Source organism: Paenibacillus sp. FSL R7-0333, assembly GCF_038000365.1.
In the GTDB taxonomy this organism is placed as follows: Bacteria; Bacillota; Bacilli; order Paenibacillales; family Paenibacillaceae; genus Paenibacillus_AQ; species Paenibacillus_AQ silagei.
In genome coordinates, this window is sequence record NZ_JBBOBZ010000001.1 from 7,422,189 (window position 1) to 7,440,680 (window position 18,492).

Annotated in this window: 16 protein-coding genes, 2 rRNA genes and 1 riboswitch; of the genes, 16 read left to right on the plus strand and 2 right to left on the minus strand. The window is 51.6% G+C overall.

The genetic code is table 11. From position 1 onward, the window contains the following. Positions 1–161 precede the first annotated feature (161 nt). The 3 genes from MKY86_RS31960 to MKY86_RS31970 all read left to right on the plus strand — a co-directional run bounded on the left by MKY86_RS31960 (position 162) and on the right by MKY86_RS31970 (position 4,012). Positions 162–3,089 (plus strand): 23S ribosomal RNA (locus MKY86_RS31960). Between the two features lie 123 nt (positions 3,090–3,212). Further along, positions 3,213–3,329 (plus strand): 5S ribosomal RNA (rrf, locus tag MKY86_RS31965). A gap of 263 nt (positions 3,330–3,592) precedes the next feature. After that, positions 3,593–4,012 (plus strand): hypothetical protein, encoded by a 420-nt coding sequence (locus MKY86_RS31970; RefSeq protein WP_036723990.1) that lies wholly within the window; start codon positions 3,593–3,595, stop codon positions 4,010–4,012. A 173-nt stretch (positions 4,013–4,185) separates the two neighbouring features. Here the strand turns inward: MKY86_RS31970 and MKY86_RS31975 are convergent, their stop codons facing one another. Next, a complete protein-coding gene (locus tag MKY86_RS31975; RefSeq protein WP_076082748.1) occupies positions 4,186–4,710 on the minus strand; it encodes a hypothetical protein in 525 nt (174 codons plus the stop codon). A 210-nt stretch (positions 4,711–4,920) separates the two neighbouring features. Here MKY86_RS31975 and MKY86_RS31980 point away from each other — a divergent pair, with 210 nt between their 5' ends. From MKY86_RS31980 to rsmI, 10 genes are all read left to right on the plus strand, one after another. Then, positions 4,921–5,106 carry a sigma factor G inhibitor Gin gene (locus tag MKY86_RS31980; protein ID WP_076082751.1) on the plus strand — a complete coding sequence of 62 codons (186 nt, stop codon included), beginning with the start codon at positions 4,921–4,923 and terminating at the stop codon, positions 5,104–5,106. A 215-nt stretch (positions 5,107–5,321) separates the two neighbouring features. Beyond that, positions 5,322–7,163, plus strand: a complete 1,842-nt coding sequence (locus tag MKY86_RS31985) for an aminotransferase class I/II-fold pyridoxal phosphate-dependent enzyme (RefSeq protein WP_340827730.1) — start codon at positions 5,322–5,324, stop codon at positions 7,161–7,163. After that, a complete protein-coding gene (gene tmk, locus MKY86_RS31990; protein ID WP_036723984.1) occupies positions 7,164–7,805 on the plus strand; it encodes a dTMP kinase in 642 nt (213 codons plus the stop codon). A gap of 115 nt (positions 7,806–7,920) precedes the next feature. Then, the gene (locus tag MKY86_RS31995; protein ID WP_036723983.1) at positions 7,921–8,250 is read left to right on the plus strand and encodes a cyclic-di-AMP receptor; all 330 of its coding nucleotides are present in this window, start codon (positions 7,921–7,923) and stop codon (positions 8,248–8,250) included. A gap of 5 nt (positions 8,251–8,255) precedes the next feature. Beyond that, on the plus strand, positions 8,256–8,699 hold the full coding sequence (locus tag MKY86_RS32000; protein WP_036723982.1) for a YaaR family protein: 444 nt from the start codon (positions 8,256–8,258) through the stop codon (positions 8,697–8,699). A gap of 16 nt (positions 8,700–8,715) precedes the next feature. Continuing rightward, positions 8,716–9,690 carry a DNA polymerase III subunit delta' gene (holB, locus tag MKY86_RS32005; protein WP_076082754.1) on the plus strand — a complete coding sequence of 325 codons (975 nt, stop codon included), beginning with the start codon at positions 8,716–8,718 and terminating at the stop codon, positions 9,688–9,690. A 150-nt stretch (positions 9,691–9,840) separates the two neighbouring features. Further along, entirely contained in the window at positions 9,841–10,641 is an 801-nt protein-coding gene (locus MKY86_RS32010; RefSeq protein ID WP_036696365.1) for a PSP1 domain-containing protein, read from the plus strand. Positions 10,642–10,672: 31 nt separating this feature from the next. Further along, a complete protein-coding gene (gene yabA, locus MKY86_RS32015) occupies positions 10,673–11,035 on the plus strand; it encodes a DNA replication initiation control protein YabA (RefSeq protein WP_036723981.1) in 363 nt (120 codons plus the stop codon). Positions 11,036–11,137: 102 nt separating this feature from the next. After that, the gene (locus MKY86_RS32020) at positions 11,138–11,914 is read left to right on the plus strand and encodes a tRNA1(Val) (adenine(37)-N6)-methyltransferase (protein WP_340827732.1); all 777 of its coding nucleotides are present in this window, start codon (positions 11,138–11,140) and stop codon (positions 11,912–11,914) included. Further along, on the plus strand, positions 11,911–12,816 hold the full coding sequence (gene rsmI, locus MKY86_RS32025; protein ID WP_076082757.1) for a 16S rRNA (cytidine(1402)-2'-O)-methyltransferase: 906 nt from the start codon (positions 11,911–11,913) through the stop codon (positions 12,814–12,816). The genes MKY86_RS32020 and rsmI overlap by 4 nt, the downstream gene beginning before the upstream one ends. Positions 12,817–13,947: 1,131 nt before the next feature. Here the strand turns inward: rsmI and MKY86_RS32030 are convergent. Continuing rightward, the gene (locus MKY86_RS32030; protein WP_019914502.1) at positions 13,948–14,202 is read right to left on the minus strand and encodes an AbrB/MazE/SpoVT family DNA-binding domain-containing protein; all 255 of its coding nucleotides are present in this window, start codon (positions 14,200–14,202) and stop codon (positions 13,948–13,950) included. A 275-nt stretch (positions 14,203–14,477) separates the two neighbouring features. On the opposite strand from MKY86_RS32030, the gene MKY86_RS32035 reads away from it, so the two are divergent. The 3 genes from MKY86_RS32035 (at position 14,478) to MKY86_RS32045 (ending at position 18,461) form a co-directional block, all read left to right on the plus strand. Next, complete coding sequence (locus MKY86_RS32035; protein WP_076082760.1) at positions 14,478–15,761, plus strand: HD domain-containing protein; 1,284 nt, start codon at positions 14,478–14,480, stop codon at positions 15,759–15,761. A 54-nt stretch (positions 15,762–15,815) separates the two neighbouring features. Continuing rightward, positions 15,816–16,586 carry a TatD family hydrolase gene (locus MKY86_RS32040; protein ID WP_076082763.1) on the plus strand — a complete coding sequence of 257 codons (771 nt, stop codon included), beginning with the start codon at positions 15,816–15,818 and terminating at the stop codon, positions 16,584–16,586. A 199-nt stretch (positions 16,587–16,785) separates the two neighbouring features. After that, a riboswitch (cyclic di-AMP (ydaO/yuaA leader) is annotated at positions 16,786–17,014 on the plus strand. A gap of 286 nt (positions 17,015–17,300) precedes the next feature. Then, positions 17,301–18,461: a 3D domain-containing protein gene (locus MKY86_RS32045; protein WP_076082766.1), complete on the plus strand. Its 1,161-nt coding sequence runs from the start codon at positions 17,301–17,303 to the stop codon at positions 18,459–18,461. Positions 18,462–18,492: the final 31 nt, after the last annotated feature.

The following is an 18,492-nucleotide window of genomic DNA, read 5'->3' on the forward strand; positions in this document are numbered from 1 at the left end:
GGTCAGTTTTGAGAGTTTAAGCTCTCAAGTAAGAAACTTGATCCTTGAAAACTGGATACCGAAACGAATTTGCGTTTTAGAACATTCCTTTAAGCTGAACTTGTGTAAACAAGTTTTGAATTAATGGCGATACTAGCGATTTTCCTTAGGGAAAACGCATTGGTTAAGCTACTAAGAGTACACGGAGGATGCCTAGGCGCCAGGAGCCGACGAAGGACGTGGCGAACAACGAAACTGCCTCGGGGAGCTGTAAGCAAGCTTTGATCCGGGGGTGTCCGAATGGGGAAACCCAGCTGTGGTAATTCGCAGTTACTCGTATCTGAATACATAGGATACGCAGAGGCAGACCAGGGGAACTGAAACATCTAAGTACCCTGAGGAAGAGAAAACAATAGTGATTCCGTCAGTAGCGGCGAGCGAACGCGGAACAGCCTAAACCAAGGGGCTTGCCTCTTGGGGTTGTGGGACGTCTCACATGGAGTTACAAAGGAATATGGTAGGTGAAGAGGTCTGGAAAGGCCCGCGATAGAGGTAAAAGCCCTGTAGCCTAAACTGTGTTCTCTCCGAGACGGATCCCGAGTAGTGCGGGGCACGTGAAACCCCGTATGAATCCAGCAGGACCATCTGCTAAGGCTAAATACTACCTGGCGACCGATAGTGAAACAGTACCGTGAGGGAAAGGTGAAAAGCACCCCGGAAGGGGAGTGAAATAGAACCTGAAACCGTGTGCTTACAAAAAGTCAGAGCCCTTTCTATGGGTGATGGCGTGCCTTTTGTAGAATGAACCGGCGAGTTACGTTTAAGATGCAAGGTTAAGGTGAGAAGCCGGAGCCGCAGCGAAAGCGAGTCTGAATAGGGCGACTAAGTATGTGGACGTAGACCCGAAACCGTGTGATCTACCCCTGTCCAGGGTGAAGGTGCGGTAACACGCACTGGAGGCCCGAACCCACGCATGTTGAAAAATGCGGGGATGAGGTGGGGGTAGCGGAGAAATTCCAATCGAACTCGGAGATAGCTGGTTCTCCCCGAAATAGCTTTAGGGCTAGCCTCGGTGAATGGAGTGGTGGAGGTAGAGCACTGATTGGGTGCGGGGCCCGCAAGGGTTACCAAGCTCAGTCAAACTCCGAATGCCATTTACTTCTTGCCGGGAGTCAGACAGTGAGTGCTAAGATCCATTGTCAAAAGGGAAACAGCCCAGACCATCAGCTAAGGTCCCCAAGTGTGTGTTAAGTGGGAAAGGATGTGGAGTTGCACAGACAACCAGGATGTTGGCTTAGAAGCAGCCACCATTGAAAGAGTGCGTAATAGCTCACTGGTCGAGTGACTCTGCGCCGAAAATGTAACGGGGCTAAACACACCACCGAAGCTATGGCTAGATGCTTTGCATCTGGGGTAGGGGAGCGTTGTATGTGGGTTGAAGGTGTACCGTAAGGAGCGCTGGACAGCATACAAGTGAGAATGCCGGTATGAGTAACGAAAAGATCAGTGAGAATCTGATCCGCCGAAAGCCCAAGGTTTCCTGAGGAAGGCTCGTCCGCTCAGGGTAAGTCGGGACCTAAGGCGAGGCCGACAGGCGTAGTCGAAGGACAACAGTTTGAAATTACTGTACCACCGTAATCCGCTATGAGCGATGGGGTGACGCAGGAGGGTAGTGACGCGGACTGATGGATGTCCGTCTAAGCAGTGAGGCTGGTGTGTAGGCAAATCCGCACATCGTTAAGGCTGGGCTGTGATGGGGAGCGAAAATTACAGTAGCGAAGGTCATGATCTCACACTGCCAAGAAAAGCCTCTAGTCAGGAGAAGGTGCCCGTACCGCAAACCGACACAGGTAGGCGAGAAGAGAATTCTAAGGCGCGCGGAAGAACTCTCGTTAAGGAACTCGGCAAAATGACCCCGTAACTTCGGGAGAAGGGGTGCCTCGGTAGGGTGAATAGCCCGAGGGGGCCGCAGTGAAAAGGCCCAAGCGACTGTTTAGCAAAAACACAGGTCTGTGCGAAGCCGTAAGGCGAAGTATACGGGCTGACGCCTGCCCGGTGCTGGAAGGTTAAGGGGAGCGGTTAGGGGTTACACCCGAAGCTGTGAACCGAAGCCCCAGTAAACGGCGGCCGTAACTATAACGGTCCTAAGGTAGCGAAATTCCTTGTCAGGTAAATTCTGACCCGCACGAATGGCGTAACGACTTGGGCGCTGTCTCAACGAGAGATCCGGTGAAATTTTAATACCTGTGAAGATGCAGGTTACCCGCGACAAGACGGAAAGACCCCATGGAGCTTTACTGCAGCTTGATATTGAATTTGGGTACGATCTGTACAGGATAGGTGGGAGCCGGTGAGGCAGGAGCGCAAGCTTCTGCGGAGGCGCCGTTGGGATACCACCCTGATCGTATCTAGGTTCTAACCTAGTGCCCTTAGCGGGTACGGGGACCGTGTCAGGCGGGCAGTTTGACTGGGGCGGTCGCCTCCTAAAGAGTAACGGAGGCGTTCAAAGGTTCCCTCAGAATGGTTGGAAATCATTCGCAGAGTGCAAAGGCATAAGGGAGCTTGACTGCGAGACCTACAAGTCGAGCAGGGACGAAAGTCGGACTTAGTGATCCGGTGGTACCGCATGGAAGGGCCATCGCTCAACGGATAAAAGCTACCCTGGGGATAACAGGCTTATCTCCCCCAAGAGTCCACATCGACGGGGAGGTTTGGCACCTCGATGTCGGCTCATCGCATCCTGGGGCTGAAGTAGGTCCCAAGGGTTGGGCTGTTCGCCCATTAAAGCGGTACGCGAGCTGGGTTCAGAACGTCGTGAGACAGTTCGGTCCCTATCTGTCGTGGGCGCAGGAAATTTGAGAGGAGCTGTCCTTAGTACGAGAGGACCGGGATGGACGTACCGCTGGTGCATCAGTTGTTCCGCCAGGAGCATGGCTGAGTAGCTACGTACGGACGGGATAAGCGCTGAAAGCATCTAAGCGTGAAGCCCCCTCAAGATGAGATTTCCCAGTATGTAAGACCCCTTGAAGACGACGAGGTAGATAGGTTGGAGGTGGAAGTGCAGCAATGCATGGAGCTGACCAATACTAATCGGTCGAGGGCTTATCCAAATTTCTAACACGCAGATTCGTTTCGGATTCAGTTTTCAGGCGATCAAGCCTGGCAGGATGTTAAACCGATGGTTTGATATTTTCTGTAGCGATTTCGAGAAGCGTAGGCTTCGAAAAATCACGTTTGGTGGCGATAGCGGAGGGGTTCCACACGTACCCATCCCGAACACGACCGTTAAGCCCTCCAGCGCCGATGGTACTTGGACCGAAGGGTCCTGGGAGAGTAGGACGTTGCCAAGCACACATGAGCCATTGTCGAATTATCGACAATGGCTTTTTTGTATACCCTTATATATAAAAAGCGAGCAGGGGTGCGGTGTTTTATTATAAAAACGCTTACAAACGAGTGACATTTTTGTTACCGACGAGGCGATGGTTCCAAGTATAATGGAAAAGTGCAATAAATAAGCAAAAGCCTTAATACGAATGAACTACGTATAAATTCTATCTTGGAATTTTCTTGCGTCTTTAGATGCATGGTAGAGGTAAGGAGGATTTAAGGTATGAAGCGAACTCAACCTTTGTGGATATTAGTTATTCTTTGTATAGTCGGAGTAATGCTGGCGGGTTGCGGAACGAAGGAGCCGGCTTGGGATACTTTTAACGGTGCACTTAATGAGGAAGACTTCCCCGTTCCCAAAGAGGCAAGCTCACCCGACAGAACAACTACAAACGTAGCCATGGACTATGTACGGTACTCCTTGCCGGGGTTGAAGGAGAAGAAAGGCGTACCGGAGCCTTATCTTGCAGCCATTAAAGCATGGGGCTGGGAAGAGCAGGAACAGAAAGCAGACGATTCCGGGAGCTCCCGTGTTTTTCAGAAAGAAGGACTTATTGTACATCTGACCGTGCATGATGACTATTTCATCGTGATGATTCCGAAGGAAAAGAAGGTCACGACCAAAGGCTTGAAGAACAGATAAAAAATCGCCGTCCGGTTATGGATGGCGATTTTTTTTGAAAGATAAGAATTTATATGTTTTGGAGTCCCCGCAAAGTACCTGAGTCATCACCTACGCTAAAGCCCCACTTTGTGGGGTTATTTTGCGTGCATGCTTGGCCGCTTAAATACAGCGCTATGTATATCTGGTTGGGATTACTGGGCGTAATAAGAGGCGTCTGCCGCACCCAACTTGAGCATCCCGTCTTTGCCTACACTTGTTAACCGCAGCAGCGCATACAGACGGGGTAGCAGCAGCCACAGGTGGCATACCGCAAGCGAAACCGTGAAGGCTGGCGGAGCCCAGACGATGAAGAGTGCGGCTATACAAAGACCGATCCAGAGGTTATGCAGCTGTACGGTACGGAAGATGCCGTAATTGATATATTGATCGGGCATGTAACCGGGCCAGGGCAGGCGCAGGGATAATCTCCAGCGCTTGGCGATAGGGTGTCCGCTAATCAGCAGCACAGAGCGTGAGATGACATACTGAATCCACAGCATGACAGGTCCGGCTATAATCATGAACAGAACACTAAGCCAGGAGAGAAAGACACTTTCGAGCACAAGGCATATAAAGGGCAGGGTGATATAGACCCGCAGCAGGAATGCTGTAATAGTAATTTTTTTGATAAGCTTGTATTGATAGAATGTAGCGGCACCTTTGGTGTTTGGTTCCATACCTGGAATTCGGACCTCCTCGCAAGTTCTCTTGTTATTATTATCGGCCTGCTCCTGCGTTTTATTAAACAAAGGGCTCACATTCACCGAATGGGCAGCGGGCGAATATATATATTTTAGGCTATGAAGGATTAGGAAAAAACTATGAAAAGGTTTAAAATGATAGAAGGTGTACCATACTGTTCTTAAAAGAGTCAAGGTGGGATGAAAATGGAACAGCAAACCGGGCAGGCCTGCATTATCTGCGGGCAGCAAAAGGAAGAAGGCATTGTGATTGTCTCGCACTTCATCTGTGAGGACTGTGAGAGTGAGATGGTGCGTACGGAGGCTGAGGATGTGAAGTACAACTTTTTCATTAACCGGATGAAGAAGATCAATCTGCGTATGCATGCTTAATGTACGAATTGCAGGACCTGTAACAAGCAACATATAAAGAGCGGGCGGTGAATCTGTGTCGCGTTGGCTGCAAATACAAGGTTCTTCTTAACGGCTTCTCCGCCCTGACCGGGTGAGGGGAGCCGTTTTATTGCGTGCAATCCTTTGCGGAAGTGATAGGCGTTTGGGTGCATTTGCGTTAAAATAGAAGGTAACCCCCAGGGGAGGAAGAATCTATGGACAAGCTACAGCCTGGCAGGGCACCTGTATACGAAATGCTGGAACAATATAGACATAAGGGTAATATATCTTATCATGTGCCGGGTCACAAGAACGGGGAGGCTTACCGGAGTACTGTCAGTGCAGAGAGTGCGGGGTATCTCACGGAAGTGATGCGTTACGATGTGACGGAGATTACGGGAACGGATGACCTTCATCATCCGGAAGGGGTAATAAGGGAAGCACAGGAGCTGGCAGCCGATTGTTACGGCGCGGAGGAGAGTTATATGCTGGTGGGCGGAAGCACCGCGGGTAATCTGGCTCTGATCCTGACGGTCTGTTCTGAGCCCGGAAGTTTGCTTATTCTGCAGCGCAACGTCCACAAGTCCGTGATCCATGGACTGATGCTGGCGGGAGCGCGTGCAGTCTTCCTAGAGCCGCAGATCGACCCGGGCAGCGGCCTTGCGGTGGCTCCGTCTGCTGAGACGGTGCAGGCGGCGCTGGCTGCATACCCGGAGGCTGCCGGGGTCCTAGTCACCATGCCGAATTACTACGGCATGGGCAGTGACCTAGCGCCCCTCGCGCAGGCCTGTCACGCTTGCTGCGTGCCGCTGCTGGTGGATGAGGCGCACGGGGCGCATTACGGGCAGCACCCCGCGCTTCCGGCGGGGGCGCTTGCCCAGGGCGCGGACGGCGTGGTGCAGTCCACGCATAAGATGCTGACGGCGCTGACGATGGGCGCCATGCTGCATGTGCAAGGGCCATGGCTTGACCGCGCGCTGCTGCGGCAGCGCCTGGCCATGGTGCAGAGCTCCAGCCCATCCTACCCCGTGATGGCTTCGCTCGATTTGGCCCGGCGCCTGCTGCACAGCCAGGGCGCCGGTGCCTTCACGGCGGGGCTCGCCGCCGTGGATGTCCTGCGGCGCGGCCTGGCGGCGCTGCCGCGCTTCGGGCTGCTGCAGCCGGCCTCGCCGCAGCAGCCTGTCTGCGGCGAGGCCGGCGCCGCAGGAGTGAGTACGCCGCCGCTGCGCGGGGCGGCGTACGTGACCCAGGACCCCTTCAAGGCGGTCATTTATGACGCCGCGGGGGTCCTGGGGGGCTTCGAGCTGCAGCGCAGGCTCGAAGCGAGGGGAATCGTGCCGGAGATGAGCGACGACCGGCACGTGGTTCTGGCCTTCAGCCTCGGCTCGAAGGCTGAAGAGGCAGCGGAGCTGCTGACAGCGCTGCAGGACATTGCAGCGCAGACCTCCTTGGCAGCGCAGCAGACCGGCGGGAGCGCAGCCCCCTCAGACCTTGATCTTACCGCTGGCCTTGATCCTATCGCTGGCCTCGATCTTACCTCTGGTTCTGGCCCTGATACTGATCCTGACCGATTTCCGGGCCCAGGATCGGCTCCCGGTTGTGATCGGGCTTCCGGACCCAGCCAGTCTACTTACTCAGACACTGCCGCAGCTCCCGCTCCCCAAGGCGGAGAATCCTTCTTCAGCGCACGGACCGCAGCCCAGGCAGCGTCATATAATAGCAGAGAAGGGGAATTAACCTTCTCCGGTCATATTTCCACGTGGAACAATTTCGACATTCCGGCAGTATCGGCTCCGGTCGCGTTCTCTATCCGGCCGGTGGCTGCCGGGGAGACAGAGAGTGTAGAGCTTGAGGCAAGCGCGGGCAGGATTGCGGCGGAGATGGTTATTCCCTATCCGCCAGGCATCCCGCTCTTATATCCCGGAGAGAGCATTACAGCGTCTGTCTGTGACAGGCTGATCCGTCTGAGAATAGGCGGGGCGAAATTTCAGGCCTGTGCTGATCCGGCCTTACAGCATATTATGGTATACAACATTCAGAAGGGCGGAGAAGCATAAGTGAAGCGAGAAGGATTCTTCATTACACTGGAGGGAGGCGACGGCTCCGGCAAAACAACCGTACTCGGCAGGGTGGCAGCTTATCTGCAGAACCATTCCATGCCCTATTTAATCACCCGCGAACCGGGAGGGATTGAGATTGCCGAGAAGATCCGCTCTATTATCCTCGACCCGGCGCATACGGCTATGGATGCCCGGACAGAGGCACTCCTGTATGCGGCGGCAAGAAGCCAGCATCTGGCGGAGGTGGTCGAGCCTGCCTTGCAGGAGGGAATTACCGTGCTCTGCGACCGTTTTGTAGACAGCAGTCTGGTCTATCAAGGGTACGCCAGAGGGCTGGGCATCGAAGAGGTGAGGGGGATTAACCGGTTTGCGACTGGCGGGAGAATGCCCGATCTTACCTTTTACCTGGATGTAGATCCTGAGGTGGGCCTGTCCCGGATAGCGGCCAATCAGAACCGGGAAGTGAACCGGCTGGATCTGGAGAGCCTGGAGTTTCATCAGAAGGTGCGGGCGGGCTATGAGCTGGTAACCAGCTCTGATCCGCAGCGGATTGTGGTGCTTGATGCGGGTCGTCCCATCCATATGGTGGAGCAGGATATTGTACGTGTACTGAAGGACAGGATATTAAAGGATTTCTAAGGTGTTTTGTCAAATAAACAATAGAGGTATAATGATTGAACAGGGCTTCTCTGCAGATTGAATCGATGTTGTGCGGATAGCCTGTGAACATAACTAATTAGGAGGGGATACGAAGATGAATTTGATCATTGCAATTATCCAGGATAAAGACAGCAACCGGCTATCCAGTGAACTGGTGAAGGCGAACTTCCGTGCCACCAAGCTGGCCAGTACAGGCGGATTTCTCCGTGCGGGTAACACTACCTTTTTGATTGGGGTAGATGATATTCAGGTAGACGCCGTACTCAGTGTAATCCGTAACAGCTGCAAAGTGCGCGAGCAACTGGTCACTCCGGTCACGCCGATGAGCGGCACGACAGATTCCTATTTGCCGCTTCCTGTTGAAGTGCAGGTGGGCGGAGCTACCGTATTCGTACTTCCCGTCGATCGTTTCGAGCATTATTGAGCATAATGAAGATCAACCCGGGCTACAGGCCCTTAAAAAGCGAAATGCTGACCACGGAGGCTGAGAGGCGTCCGGTCCAGCAAAAAAACTTCAACGATGTATTTCAACAGCAAAGCCAGCAGAAAACTATAGATGAGTTAAACCGTCAGATTAAGGATATCCAATTGCAAGGCGACCGGCTCTCCAAATCCATGACTGTGCGTGAGCTATCCATCTACCGGAACCTGATCAAACGGTTCCTGGAGGAGACGGCCCGCCGCGGAGTGATCCTGAAGGATACCAAGGGCTGGGACCGGCGGGGCCGCGGCAAACGCTACAAGCTGCTCGAAGAGGTTGATGCCGCTCTGCTGAATATGGCAGATGATCTGCTGGACAGCGAGCAGGGCCGGATCGATCTCCTGGGACGGGTTGGAGAGATCCGCGGGCTGCTGATTAACCTTTCTTTCTGACAACTTGGAGGAATATATGTCTTTTCATGAACTATTAGGCCAGGAGGACGCCAAGCGGCTGCTTCAGAATGCCTTACGCAAGGATGCTGTCAGCCATGCCTATCTGTTCACGGGTCCGGCAGGCAGCGGGCAGGTGAAGATGGCTTTGACGTTCGCCCTGGCGATATTCTGTACCGCCAGCAAAGATGATGCCTGCGGAGAGTGCCTGGAATGCCGCAAGGTGGAGCATGGCAATCATCCTGATTTAACGCTGCTGCGCCCCGATGGGGCGAGCATTAAGATCGATCAGATTCGTGAACTTCAGCGTGTTTTTTCCTACCGCTCGGAAGGAATTAACCCGAAGGTTTATATTATAGAAGGAGCGGACAAAATGACGGTGCAAGCCGCGAATAGTCTGCTGAAATTCCTGGAGGAGCCGCCGGCCCCTGCGGTAGGCATTCTGATCTCCGATAACAGCAGTTCCCTGCTCCCGACGATCCAGTCCAGAACCCAGCGCATTCCGTTTAGCCCGCTCCATCCGGATATTATGCTTCAGGCGCTGTCCGGTGAAGGGGTTCCGGTGCCGCTGGCACGGTGCGCGGTGTCGCTGACTGCCGGTCTTGACGGCTGCAGGGAACTTTTGGCACAGAATTGGTTTGCAGAAATGAGAAATCTAGTGTTACAATTAGCGAAGGAGTCTCTGGGCAAGGGCAGCACTGCGGTAGCAACCGCGGGTTCGAAGTTGTTCAAGACCGGACTTGGTGAACATTTGGACACTCTATTCAGCATGTTCCACTTATGGTTCAAAGATATGCTCTACTTCCTGTACCGAAAGCACGAAAGTATCGTTTTCATAGATCAGTTAGACTTTATTTCGAGGGCTGCCCGTCAGAGGAGTACGCAGCAGTGGGTGGCTTATATGGAATATGCGGCGGAGAGCAAGCGGAAGCTGCGTTCCAATGCCAATGCCCAGCTGTGTCTGGAGCAGTTTTTAATCCGGCTGGAAAGCTAGAGGCTCGGGTTATTTATAATAGATCCTCCGGGATATAATCCTCAGCACCTGGAAAGACCGGGTATAGCGGACGAGGAAGGACAAGCATGGATCATCAGGGAAGCAGTCTTGCTTAAGGGTTCCTTTACCGTCAAACAAGGGGGTTAATTTTTGTACAGCGTAGTAGGCGTCCGCTTCAAAAAAGCGGGTAAAATATATTATTTCGATCCGCTTGATTTCCCGATTGAACGCGATCAATGCGTGATTGTCGAGACTGCAAGAGGGGTCGAATACGGTAAGGTTGTCGTTGGCAAAAAAGAGGTGCAGGAAGCTGACGTTGTACTGCCGCTCAAGAAAGTCATGCGCATTGCCGGTGAAACCGACGCGCGCGTGGTGGAAGAGAACAAGGGTGCAGCGAAGGATGCTTTTACCACCTGTTTAAATAAAATCCGCGATCATGGCCTCAAAATGAAGCTGGTGGATGTGGAGTTTACGTTTGACCGCAACAAGATTATTTTCTACTTTACGGCCGAGGGCCGCGTGGATTTCCGCGAGCTGGTGAAGGACCTGGCCAGTATTTTCCGTACCCGCATTGAGCTCCGGCAGATTGGTGTGCGGGATGAAGCCAAGATGCTGGGCGGATTAGGCCCATGCGGACGGGTGCTCTGCTGCTCCTCCTGGCTTGGTGATTTCGAGCCGGTGTCCATCAAGATGGCGAAGGATCAGAATCTGTCGCTTAACCCGACCAAGATCTCGGGATTATGCGGACGGCTGATGTGTTGTCTGAAGTTTGAGCATGATAATTATGAGAGCACGAAGGAAGAAATGCCGGCTGTAGGCAAAATGGTCGTTACTTCACTGGGTGACGGCAAGGTAGTCGGTATCAATGCCGGCAGCCGCACGGTTCATGTGCAGCTGTTTGAAGTGGGCAAAGTTAAAGAACTTCCAATGGATGATGTTGTCGTCAAGTAAACCATTATAAGGTTACTTTCGGGGTGGAAACTTGGAGAAGAAAAATATATTTGCACACATGCAGGAGATGGAAGCGCAGATGGATGAAATGCGCACCACTCTGGGCGATTGGAAGCAGACGGTCAAAGAGCTGATGGAAGCGAATCAGAAGCTGAGTCTGGAGAACGAGCAACTTCGTATCATATTGAAAAGGGAAGCGCCTGTAGATAAGGCCGCACTGTCTGCGGAGGCGGAGGCTATACTTGCTGCCGAAGGGAAAGAGGAGGTTGTCGGGGAAGGCTACGATAATCTGGCCCGGCTGTATCACGAAGGCTTCCACATCTGCAATGTCTACTTTGGGCATTTGCGGACGGAAGGGGATTGTCTGTTCTGCCTTTCTTTTCTTAATAAATGAGGATATCCAGCCGTAGGAGATTGTCGCCTACGGTTTTTTTGAATGTAAGGCTATGATTCCGAAGCATACGCTCAACAAAAACTTTTAGGAGATTACATTACAATGACCCATTCAATGAACAATACACCTGTACCCTTACATGAAGCTGAACGGGTCGATGACCTGCTCACCCATGATCTGAGAATTATCCAGAGTGACGAGGTGTTCAGCTTCTCGATGGATGCCGTACTGCTGGCACGGTTCGCCAGTGTACCGCCGCGCGGACGGGTGCTTGACCTGTGTACGGGTAACGGAGTAATTCCTATGCTCCTGACTACACGGACGAAGGCTTCTATTGAAGGAATCGAGATTCAGCCCCGTCTGGCAGACATGGCCCGGCGCAGTGTATCGCTTAACGGTCTGGAGGAGCGGGTACAGATTCATGAGGGCGATTTGCGGGAGCTTCATCTTACAGCGGGCTATGGCGTATACGATGCGATCACGGTGAATCCCCCTTATATGACGCTGAACGGGAGCGATCTGAAGCTGAATTCCCATCAGGCGATGGCCCGCCATGAAATCGGTTGTACCCTGGAGGAGGTCATTCAGGCCTGTGTCCGGCTGGTCCGTACCGGAGGCAAAGTCAGCATGGTGCATAAGCCGCAGCGCCTCGTGGATATTATCAGTCTGATGCGGAAGCACCGGCTGGAACCGAAGCTGATCCGCTTTGTACATCCCCGCGCCCATCTGGAAGCGAATATGGTTCTGATCGAGGCCGCGCGTGACGGGAAGCCGGAGGTGCGTTTACAACCGCCTTTAATCGTATATAATGAGGACAATCAATATTGCCCCGAGATTATGGATATTTATTACGGAAACAAAGAGGATACGAGCCAATGACCATACAATGCCAAAGCAGCTTTCAAAATAACCATGACGGAGCGAAGCCCGAAGGATGCGGATGCCTGTATCTGGTGGCTACGCCGATCGGCAATCTGGAGGATATGACTTACCGGGCAGTACGCACGCTGAAGGAATGCGATATTATCGCTGCTGAGGATACGAGGCAGACGCGTAAGCTGCTGAGCCATTTTGAAATTACACCGTCCATGCTGTTCAGTTACCATGAGCATAACAAGGCCGCCAGTGGACCGGAGCTGATACGCTATATAATAGAAGGTAAAAATCTGGCACTCGTCAGCGATGCCGGTCTGCCGGCGATATCCGACCCTGGTGCCGATCTGGTAGCTCTGGCTGTCAGCCATCAGATTCCGGTGATTCCGGTGCCTGGAGCGAATGCCGCCTTGTCGGCTTTGATTGCCTCAGGGCTGCCTACCGCCAGCTTCACGTTCGTCGGCTTCCTGCCTAGAGAGCGCAAGGACATAAGGGCCGTTCTGGCACCTCTGCGCTCTGCCCAAGGGACACTGCTCTTCTACGAATCGCCGCACCGCGTGGCCAAGACCCTTGTTCATTTGCAGGAGGCCTTCGGCAACCGCCGGATCACACTGGCCCGTGAGCTAACTAAGCGGTATGAGGAGTTCCTGCGTGGAAGCATTGAGGAGTGCCTGGCCTGGCTGGAGGAGCATCCCCCGCTTGGCGAATACGTAATTGTGCTTGAGGGAGAGAGCAAGGAGGAGGCCGAGCTGGCCGAGTCTTCCTGGTGGCGTCAGCTTAGTACCGGGGAGCATGTAGCCCACTATGAGGCTTCAGGTTTAACACGTAAGGATGCGATGAAAAAGGCAGCGTCCGACCGCGGCTTGTCCAAGCGCGATATTTATAATGAACTCCTGGAGCGGAGTTAGAACACTGTTGTGCTGAAGTTATTTAAATTCCAGTAAAAACCTAAAAATGGGTTTAATCATCTGAGCACCCAATGAAATAAATGTATTCCATACACTTATATGGATTGTATTATTCCTTTTATTAGTTATAGTTGTAGTTTATACATTTATATGTATAGGAGAATGAATCTTTTAGAGGAATTATGTGGATATAAGTGTTCAAAGTACACTTATAATGATCAAATGGATGTTTTAGCAATAAATAGCTGTACAGAATACAGTTATCCAAATTTCTCAAGACCATTTTTCTTATATAATGATTCTCACCTTAGGGGCGTTTGGCTTAGCGTAACGGACTGAGGTGCTCTTATCCGGGAAGAAAGTCGTCACTTGGGCGATTAACGGACCGCAAGGACCTTATCGCCTGCAATTCAGCTCCAAAACGTCTCGCAGAAAGATGACAAGGTCGCCTGAGTCCGTTACGCTGCAAAAGGTGGCGTTCTCGTAGGGATAAGGTCTCTTCGGTCCGTTAGATTTTTTGGGGTGATAGGGTTTCATTACACGAACCCCTGAGTTCACAAAGCTTATGCACCCTTTTAAATCCGACACTGTACTAGTCGCTCCACATAGCAAGTTCTGGCAAAAAGAAAGTCAGCAGCCAGTAACCATCCAGTAACCCTCCAGCACCAAAGCCGCTAGTGACTCTACAGGTAAGCGTATCCCGCAGGGAGAGCGATCTGCTCATCCATGGCACGGGAGCACCCGGCGCAGCCGCCATAGGCACCTGACTATGGCGAAACCCTTCGCATGGCAAGGCCTGAGGGATCACCGCAGGGAGGCCGAAAGGGGCCGGTCCACCGCCGAAACCCGCTTCCTTCCGCGCCAGCAGCAGAGATTCCACCAAGCTTCCGGGTGTCCAGAGGGCCGGGGCCCTTGGGGCCCTCCCTGCAGGGAGGGTTTGGGAGGGTAAGAATCAGAGGTTTAAGAATTAGATGTGAGGTTTAGGAAGCAGACAGGGTAGGAAAAAGGGGCATCCGGGGAAAGTCGCCGAAAATAGCGCAAAAAAATACCTCCCGCGCGAACGGGAGGCCAAGGAGATATAAAAAGGTTAGAATTAACAATTGGATTAGTTCCTATTATACCCTATTTATTTTAGTTTGTCACAGGGGTAGGGATAGCCGAAATGCATTCATGACAAACAATTTTACCTTTGAAGTAAGTTACATTCTCAGCATTGCCGCAGAAAATGCAAGCAGGCTCGTATTTCTTAAGCATGATCCGCTCACCGTCCACGTAAATTTCGAGCGCATCTTTTTCTCCAATGCCCAGGGTGCGACGCAATTCAATTGGAATAACGACCCGTCCAAGCTCATCTACCTTACGTACAATTCCTGTTGATTTCATCATTACAATCGTTGCTCCTCTCAATGTTCAAAAGCGTCATTATTCGACATTCTTCACTGTTTTATGATATTTATAATACCAACCATTCCCAAAACAGTCAACCTTTTTTCAGGCTAATTTTAAGAAATCTTTTGAGACCACATTTATTCCGCGTTTGATCGGGCAAATCACTCTTAAAAAGCTTATGAAGATGTTTGTCGATTTGGCAGTATATGAATCGCTAATATTCGACAAATAGCGACAATATATTATATAAAACAAGAAAAGGAGATGATTTCATGAAGCAACCACTGTCAGAAGAGAAGGTATTTAAGGACCCGGTTCACAACTACATCCACGTACAGGATACTATTATCTGGAGATTGATCAACACTAGGGAATTTCAGCGTCTGCGGCGCATCCGGCAGCTGGGCACCTCCTATTTGACCTTTCACGGGGCGGAACACAGCCGGTTCTCCCATTCTCTGGGGGTATATGAGATTACGCGGAGGATTATTTCCCAGTTTGAACGGAGCGGCTATAAGGACTGGATGCCGGAGGAGAGACTGCTTACCCTGTGTGCGGCACTGCTGCATGATTTGGGGCATGGCCCATTCTCCCATTCTATAGAAGAAGCTTTCGAAATGGATCATGAAGACTGGACCTGCCGTATCATTCTGGAGGATACAGAGATTACGGCTATTCTGCGTGATGTGGCTGAAGATTTCCCCGGTAAAGTAGCCTCGGTCATCTCCAAAACCTATGAGCATGAAATTGTTGTCAATTTGGTGTCGGGACCACTGGATGCGGACCGGATGGATTATCTGCTCCGGGATGCATATTATACAGGGGTGAATTATGGAACCATCGACATCGACCGGATTCTGCGGATGCTGCGCCCTTATGACGGCCGGGTGGTTGTGAAGGAATCGGGGATGCATGCGATTGAGGATTACCTGATGTCACGGTACCAGATGTACTGGCAGGTCTATTTCCACCCGGTAACCCGCAGCTCTGAGATTATTCTCAGGCAGATTCTCCGCCGGGCCAAGGAGCTGGTGCAGCAGCAGCATGCCTTCCGCTTCATGATTGAGCCCTTAAGTGATCTATTCAGCGGAGAGGTAACGGTAGGGCAGTACCTGCTGCTGGATGAAGCCTTGATGCAGACTGCCTTCATGCAGTGGACGCTGGAGGAGGATGACATCCTGAGCGACTTGTGCAGCCGGTTTATCCATCGTAAACTGTATAAATATGTGGAGATGGAGCATTTGGATTCTGACACGATTGACGAAATCCGCCGCAGCTTCGCCGGTGCGGGACTCCGGCCCGATTATGATCTGGAAATTGATTATCCCACCGATCTTCCCTATGATGTGTTCCGTCCGGGAGACGGCTTTGACAGCAAGCAGATCCTGCTTCTGGACAAGCATGACCGGCTGAGGGAAATCTCCGAGGTCTCGGATATTGTTCGCTCTATCAGTGGTATTCACCGCGGCAGATACCATCTGTATTTTCCGCAGGACAGACTGCAGAAAGCCCTTCCACAGCTGCCGCCGTCCATCGCAGAGATTTTTGCCAAATAAGCAGATCAAGCTTGGAATTATAGATACAATAACAGGCCGAAAGGATGTAATGTAATGCAGTTATTCGACACCCATACCCATCTGGATGCTCCACAATTCGACGAAGACCGCGAAGAGGTCATTGCCAGGGCGCTGGAAGCCGGCGTCAGCAAGATGATCAACATCGGTTTTAACCGGGATACGATACCGACTACCATGCAGCTTGCCGAGAAATATGATTATATTTATGCAGCCGTTGGCTGGCATCCCCAGGATGCCATCACGATGAAGGACGGAGACCTGGAATGGATCGCCTCCTTATGCGCTCATCCCAAGGTGGTTGCCATCGGCGAGATTGGACTTGATTACTACTGGGATACCTCTCCTAAGGATGTGCAGCATGAAGTATTCCGCAAGCAGATCGGGCTGGCCCGAGAGCTGAAGATGCCGATCTGTATTCATAACCGTGATGCTCATGAAGATGTGATCCGCATACTCCGTGAGGAGAAGGCGGGCGAGGTTGGCGGCGTAATGCACTCCTTCTCCGGGAGCTGGGAAAGTGCCAAGATGTGTCTTGATTTGGGCTTCCATCTTTCTTTTGGAGGACCGATTACGTTCAAGAATGCCCGGGTGCCCAAAGAGGTGCTTGCCCAGACTCCGCTGGACCGGCTGCTGATCGAAACTGACTCCCCATATCTGACTCCGCACCCCTTCCGGGGCAAGCGAAATGAGACCGCTCATGTGAGGCTGGTAGCGGAGGCGGCCGCGGCAATAAAAGGGATTGAATTACAGGAATTGGCGGAAATTACGTATGCGAACGCACTGGAACGATTTGGGATACTCTGAAAACAGGAGTAAAAGCGGCGAAAAATGAAGTATAGCGGATATATTAAACTTTTATGACGGAAAAACGGCCGATTATTACAATATTTTAATCATTTTTTTACGTAAACGTGGTTGAATCGTCCTTTACAACATGTATCAAAACAGGATATCATCTTTTCAGTGCAGTGAGCTGTTGTAACTGTGACAGTCACTAATTTCATGGATCGTCTCGCTGAGTCTCCGTATGGAGAACGGGGGAACCAATAATGCGCTGCCGCATGAACGTACAAGAGTACTGGCACAGAATTGCCGCAGGCATTATTTGATTTCTTTACGTGGTCTTTGGGGTGAATTTGAGGGCAACCGCCGTGAGCGGGTGACCTGAGATAGGGCGTCTCTCTTATGTCCGAACCCGACAGCTAACCCCGTAAGCGCAAGTAAGAGAGGAAACCTCGTGCATAAGCATTCCGACGTATTCGACACCGGGAAGCCACGAAAGAGTCCTCTATGAGCTCTTTTTAGGCTTCTTTTGTTTTGAATAATGAGAATGCTCCCGGCATACTGTTATATAACAGATCTCCGGAGTAACTATGCCGAGCAGGCGATCCATGAGCAGGAAACGCTGAAGCAAGTGCGGGCGTATCCTGTTGCAAACTCAAACCTAGTTTCGTCAGAAGTGATACAGTCACCTTGAACTAACTTGGACGACGGGGCTATGTAAGGAGGATGGAGAGAGTGGGCGTATTCCAACCAGAGGTATCCCATGATTCGCAATCATCCAGCAGGTCTTTCGCATTACGGTTGAAGCAAGTGAATCCCCGCGTAGTTTTACTTGCCGGTGTGGCATCGATTGTTATCGCACTGTTAATACTGCTGTACGTACACGGTCAGAGCAAAAAAGAAATTACCCTAGTAATAGACGGACAGGTACAGACACTGGAGACGCGGGAAACGCTGTTCAGTGATGTGCTGGCTAAGGAACAGATTTCGCTGCAGGCGCATGATGAATTATCTATTGGCCTTAGTGATGAAATAAAAGACGGCGACCGTATCGTGATTAACACTGCGCAGAAGTTCGCTCTTACCGTAGACGGAAAGACCGAGACGTTATTTACGACCGAGGATACCATTGGTGAGGCCATCGACAAGCTGGGCTACAGCCTGGAAGGCTTAGACAAGATTTACCCTTCGCTAGAAACCGCAGTATCTGCAGACATGGAAATCAAAATTGTCCGGATTAAAAAGCATGTGGTTCAACGGACAACTAATTTGCCTTTCCGGGTCATTAAGACAGCAGACCCCTCATTGACCAAGGGAACCGTAAGAGTGGCACAGGCAGGTAAGCCTGGCGTAATGGTCCAGCACATCGAGAAGATCTATCAAGATGGCGAGCTGGCATCCATGCGCATGATCGGCAAGGAAGTACAGACGGTTACCAAGGACAAAATCATTGCCATTGGAACCAAGCCGCTTCCTAAGCCCGTCGTAGTTACTGCCAAAGTTTCCATACCTGTAACAACCTCCAAGTCATCTAAAGCCAGCGCAAAGGCCAGCAATGTTACCAGTAAGGCTGGTGTGGATTTCGAGTACAAAAGAATGATCAAAAACGTATCCATGACTGCGTATTCGTCTCAGGAACCGGGTATTGGAACACGTACTGCCTCCGGCACACGCGTAACGGAAGGCCGCACTATAGCTGTAGATCCTAGTGTTATACCGATTGGCTGGTGGGTGTACATTGAAGGATTAGGGTTTCGCCGAGCAGAGGATACCGGCGGTGCCATCAAAGGCAACAAGGTGGATGTCTATTACGATTCACTGAGCCATGCCCGTAATTTCGGCCGCAAGTCGCGCACACTCTATGTGATCGGACCTGTGAAGCCGGAGCTGAACTAAACGTAAAGTCTTTTGCAAATTAGCGGTTAAT

Bases quoted from the DNA above. Each gene is read 5' to 3' on its own strand.
- MKY86_RS31970 (WP_036723990.1), top strand. From the start codon at position 3,593: ATGAAGCGAACTCAACCTTTGTGGATATTAGTTATTCTTTGTATAGTC.
- MKY86_RS31975 (WP_076082748.1), bottom strand. From the start codon at position 4,710: ATGGAACCAAACACCAAAGGTGCCGCTACATTCTATCAATACAAGCTT.
- MKY86_RS31980 (WP_076082751.1), top strand. From the start codon at position 4,921: ATGGAACAGCAAACCGGGCAGGCCTGCATTATCTGCGGGCAGCAAAAG.
- MKY86_RS31985 (WP_340827730.1), top strand. From the start codon at position 5,322: ATGGACAAGCTACAGCCTGGCAGGGCACCTGTATACGAAATGCTGGAA.
- MKY86_RS31995 (WP_036723983.1), top strand. From the start codon at position 7,921: ATGAATTTGATCATTGCAATTATCCAGGATAAAGACAGCAACCGGCTA.
- MKY86_RS32000 (WP_036723982.1), top strand. From the start codon at position 8,256: ATGAAGATCAACCCGGGCTACAGGCCCTTAAAAAGCGAAATGCTGACC.
- holB (WP_076082754.1), top strand. From the start codon at position 8,716: ATGTCTTTTCATGAACTATTAGGCCAGGAGGACGCCAAGCGGCTGCTT.
- MKY86_RS32020 (WP_340827732.1), top strand. From the start codon at position 11,138: ATGACCCATTCAATGAACAATACACCTGTACCCTTACATGAAGCTGAA.
- rsmI (WP_076082757.1), top strand. From the start codon at position 11,911: ATGACCATACAATGCCAAAGCAGCTTTCAAAATAACCATGACGGAGCG.
- MKY86_RS32030 (WP_019914502.1), bottom strand. From the start codon at position 14,202: ATGATGAAATCAACAGGAATTGTACGTAAGGTAGATGAGCTTGGACGG.
- MKY86_RS32035 (WP_076082760.1), top strand. From the start codon at position 14,478: ATGAAGCAACCACTGTCAGAAGAGAAGGTATTTAAGGACCCGGTTCAC.
- MKY86_RS32040 (WP_076082763.1), top strand. From the start codon at position 15,816: ATGCAGTTATTCGACACCCATACCCATCTGGATGCTCCACAATTCGAC.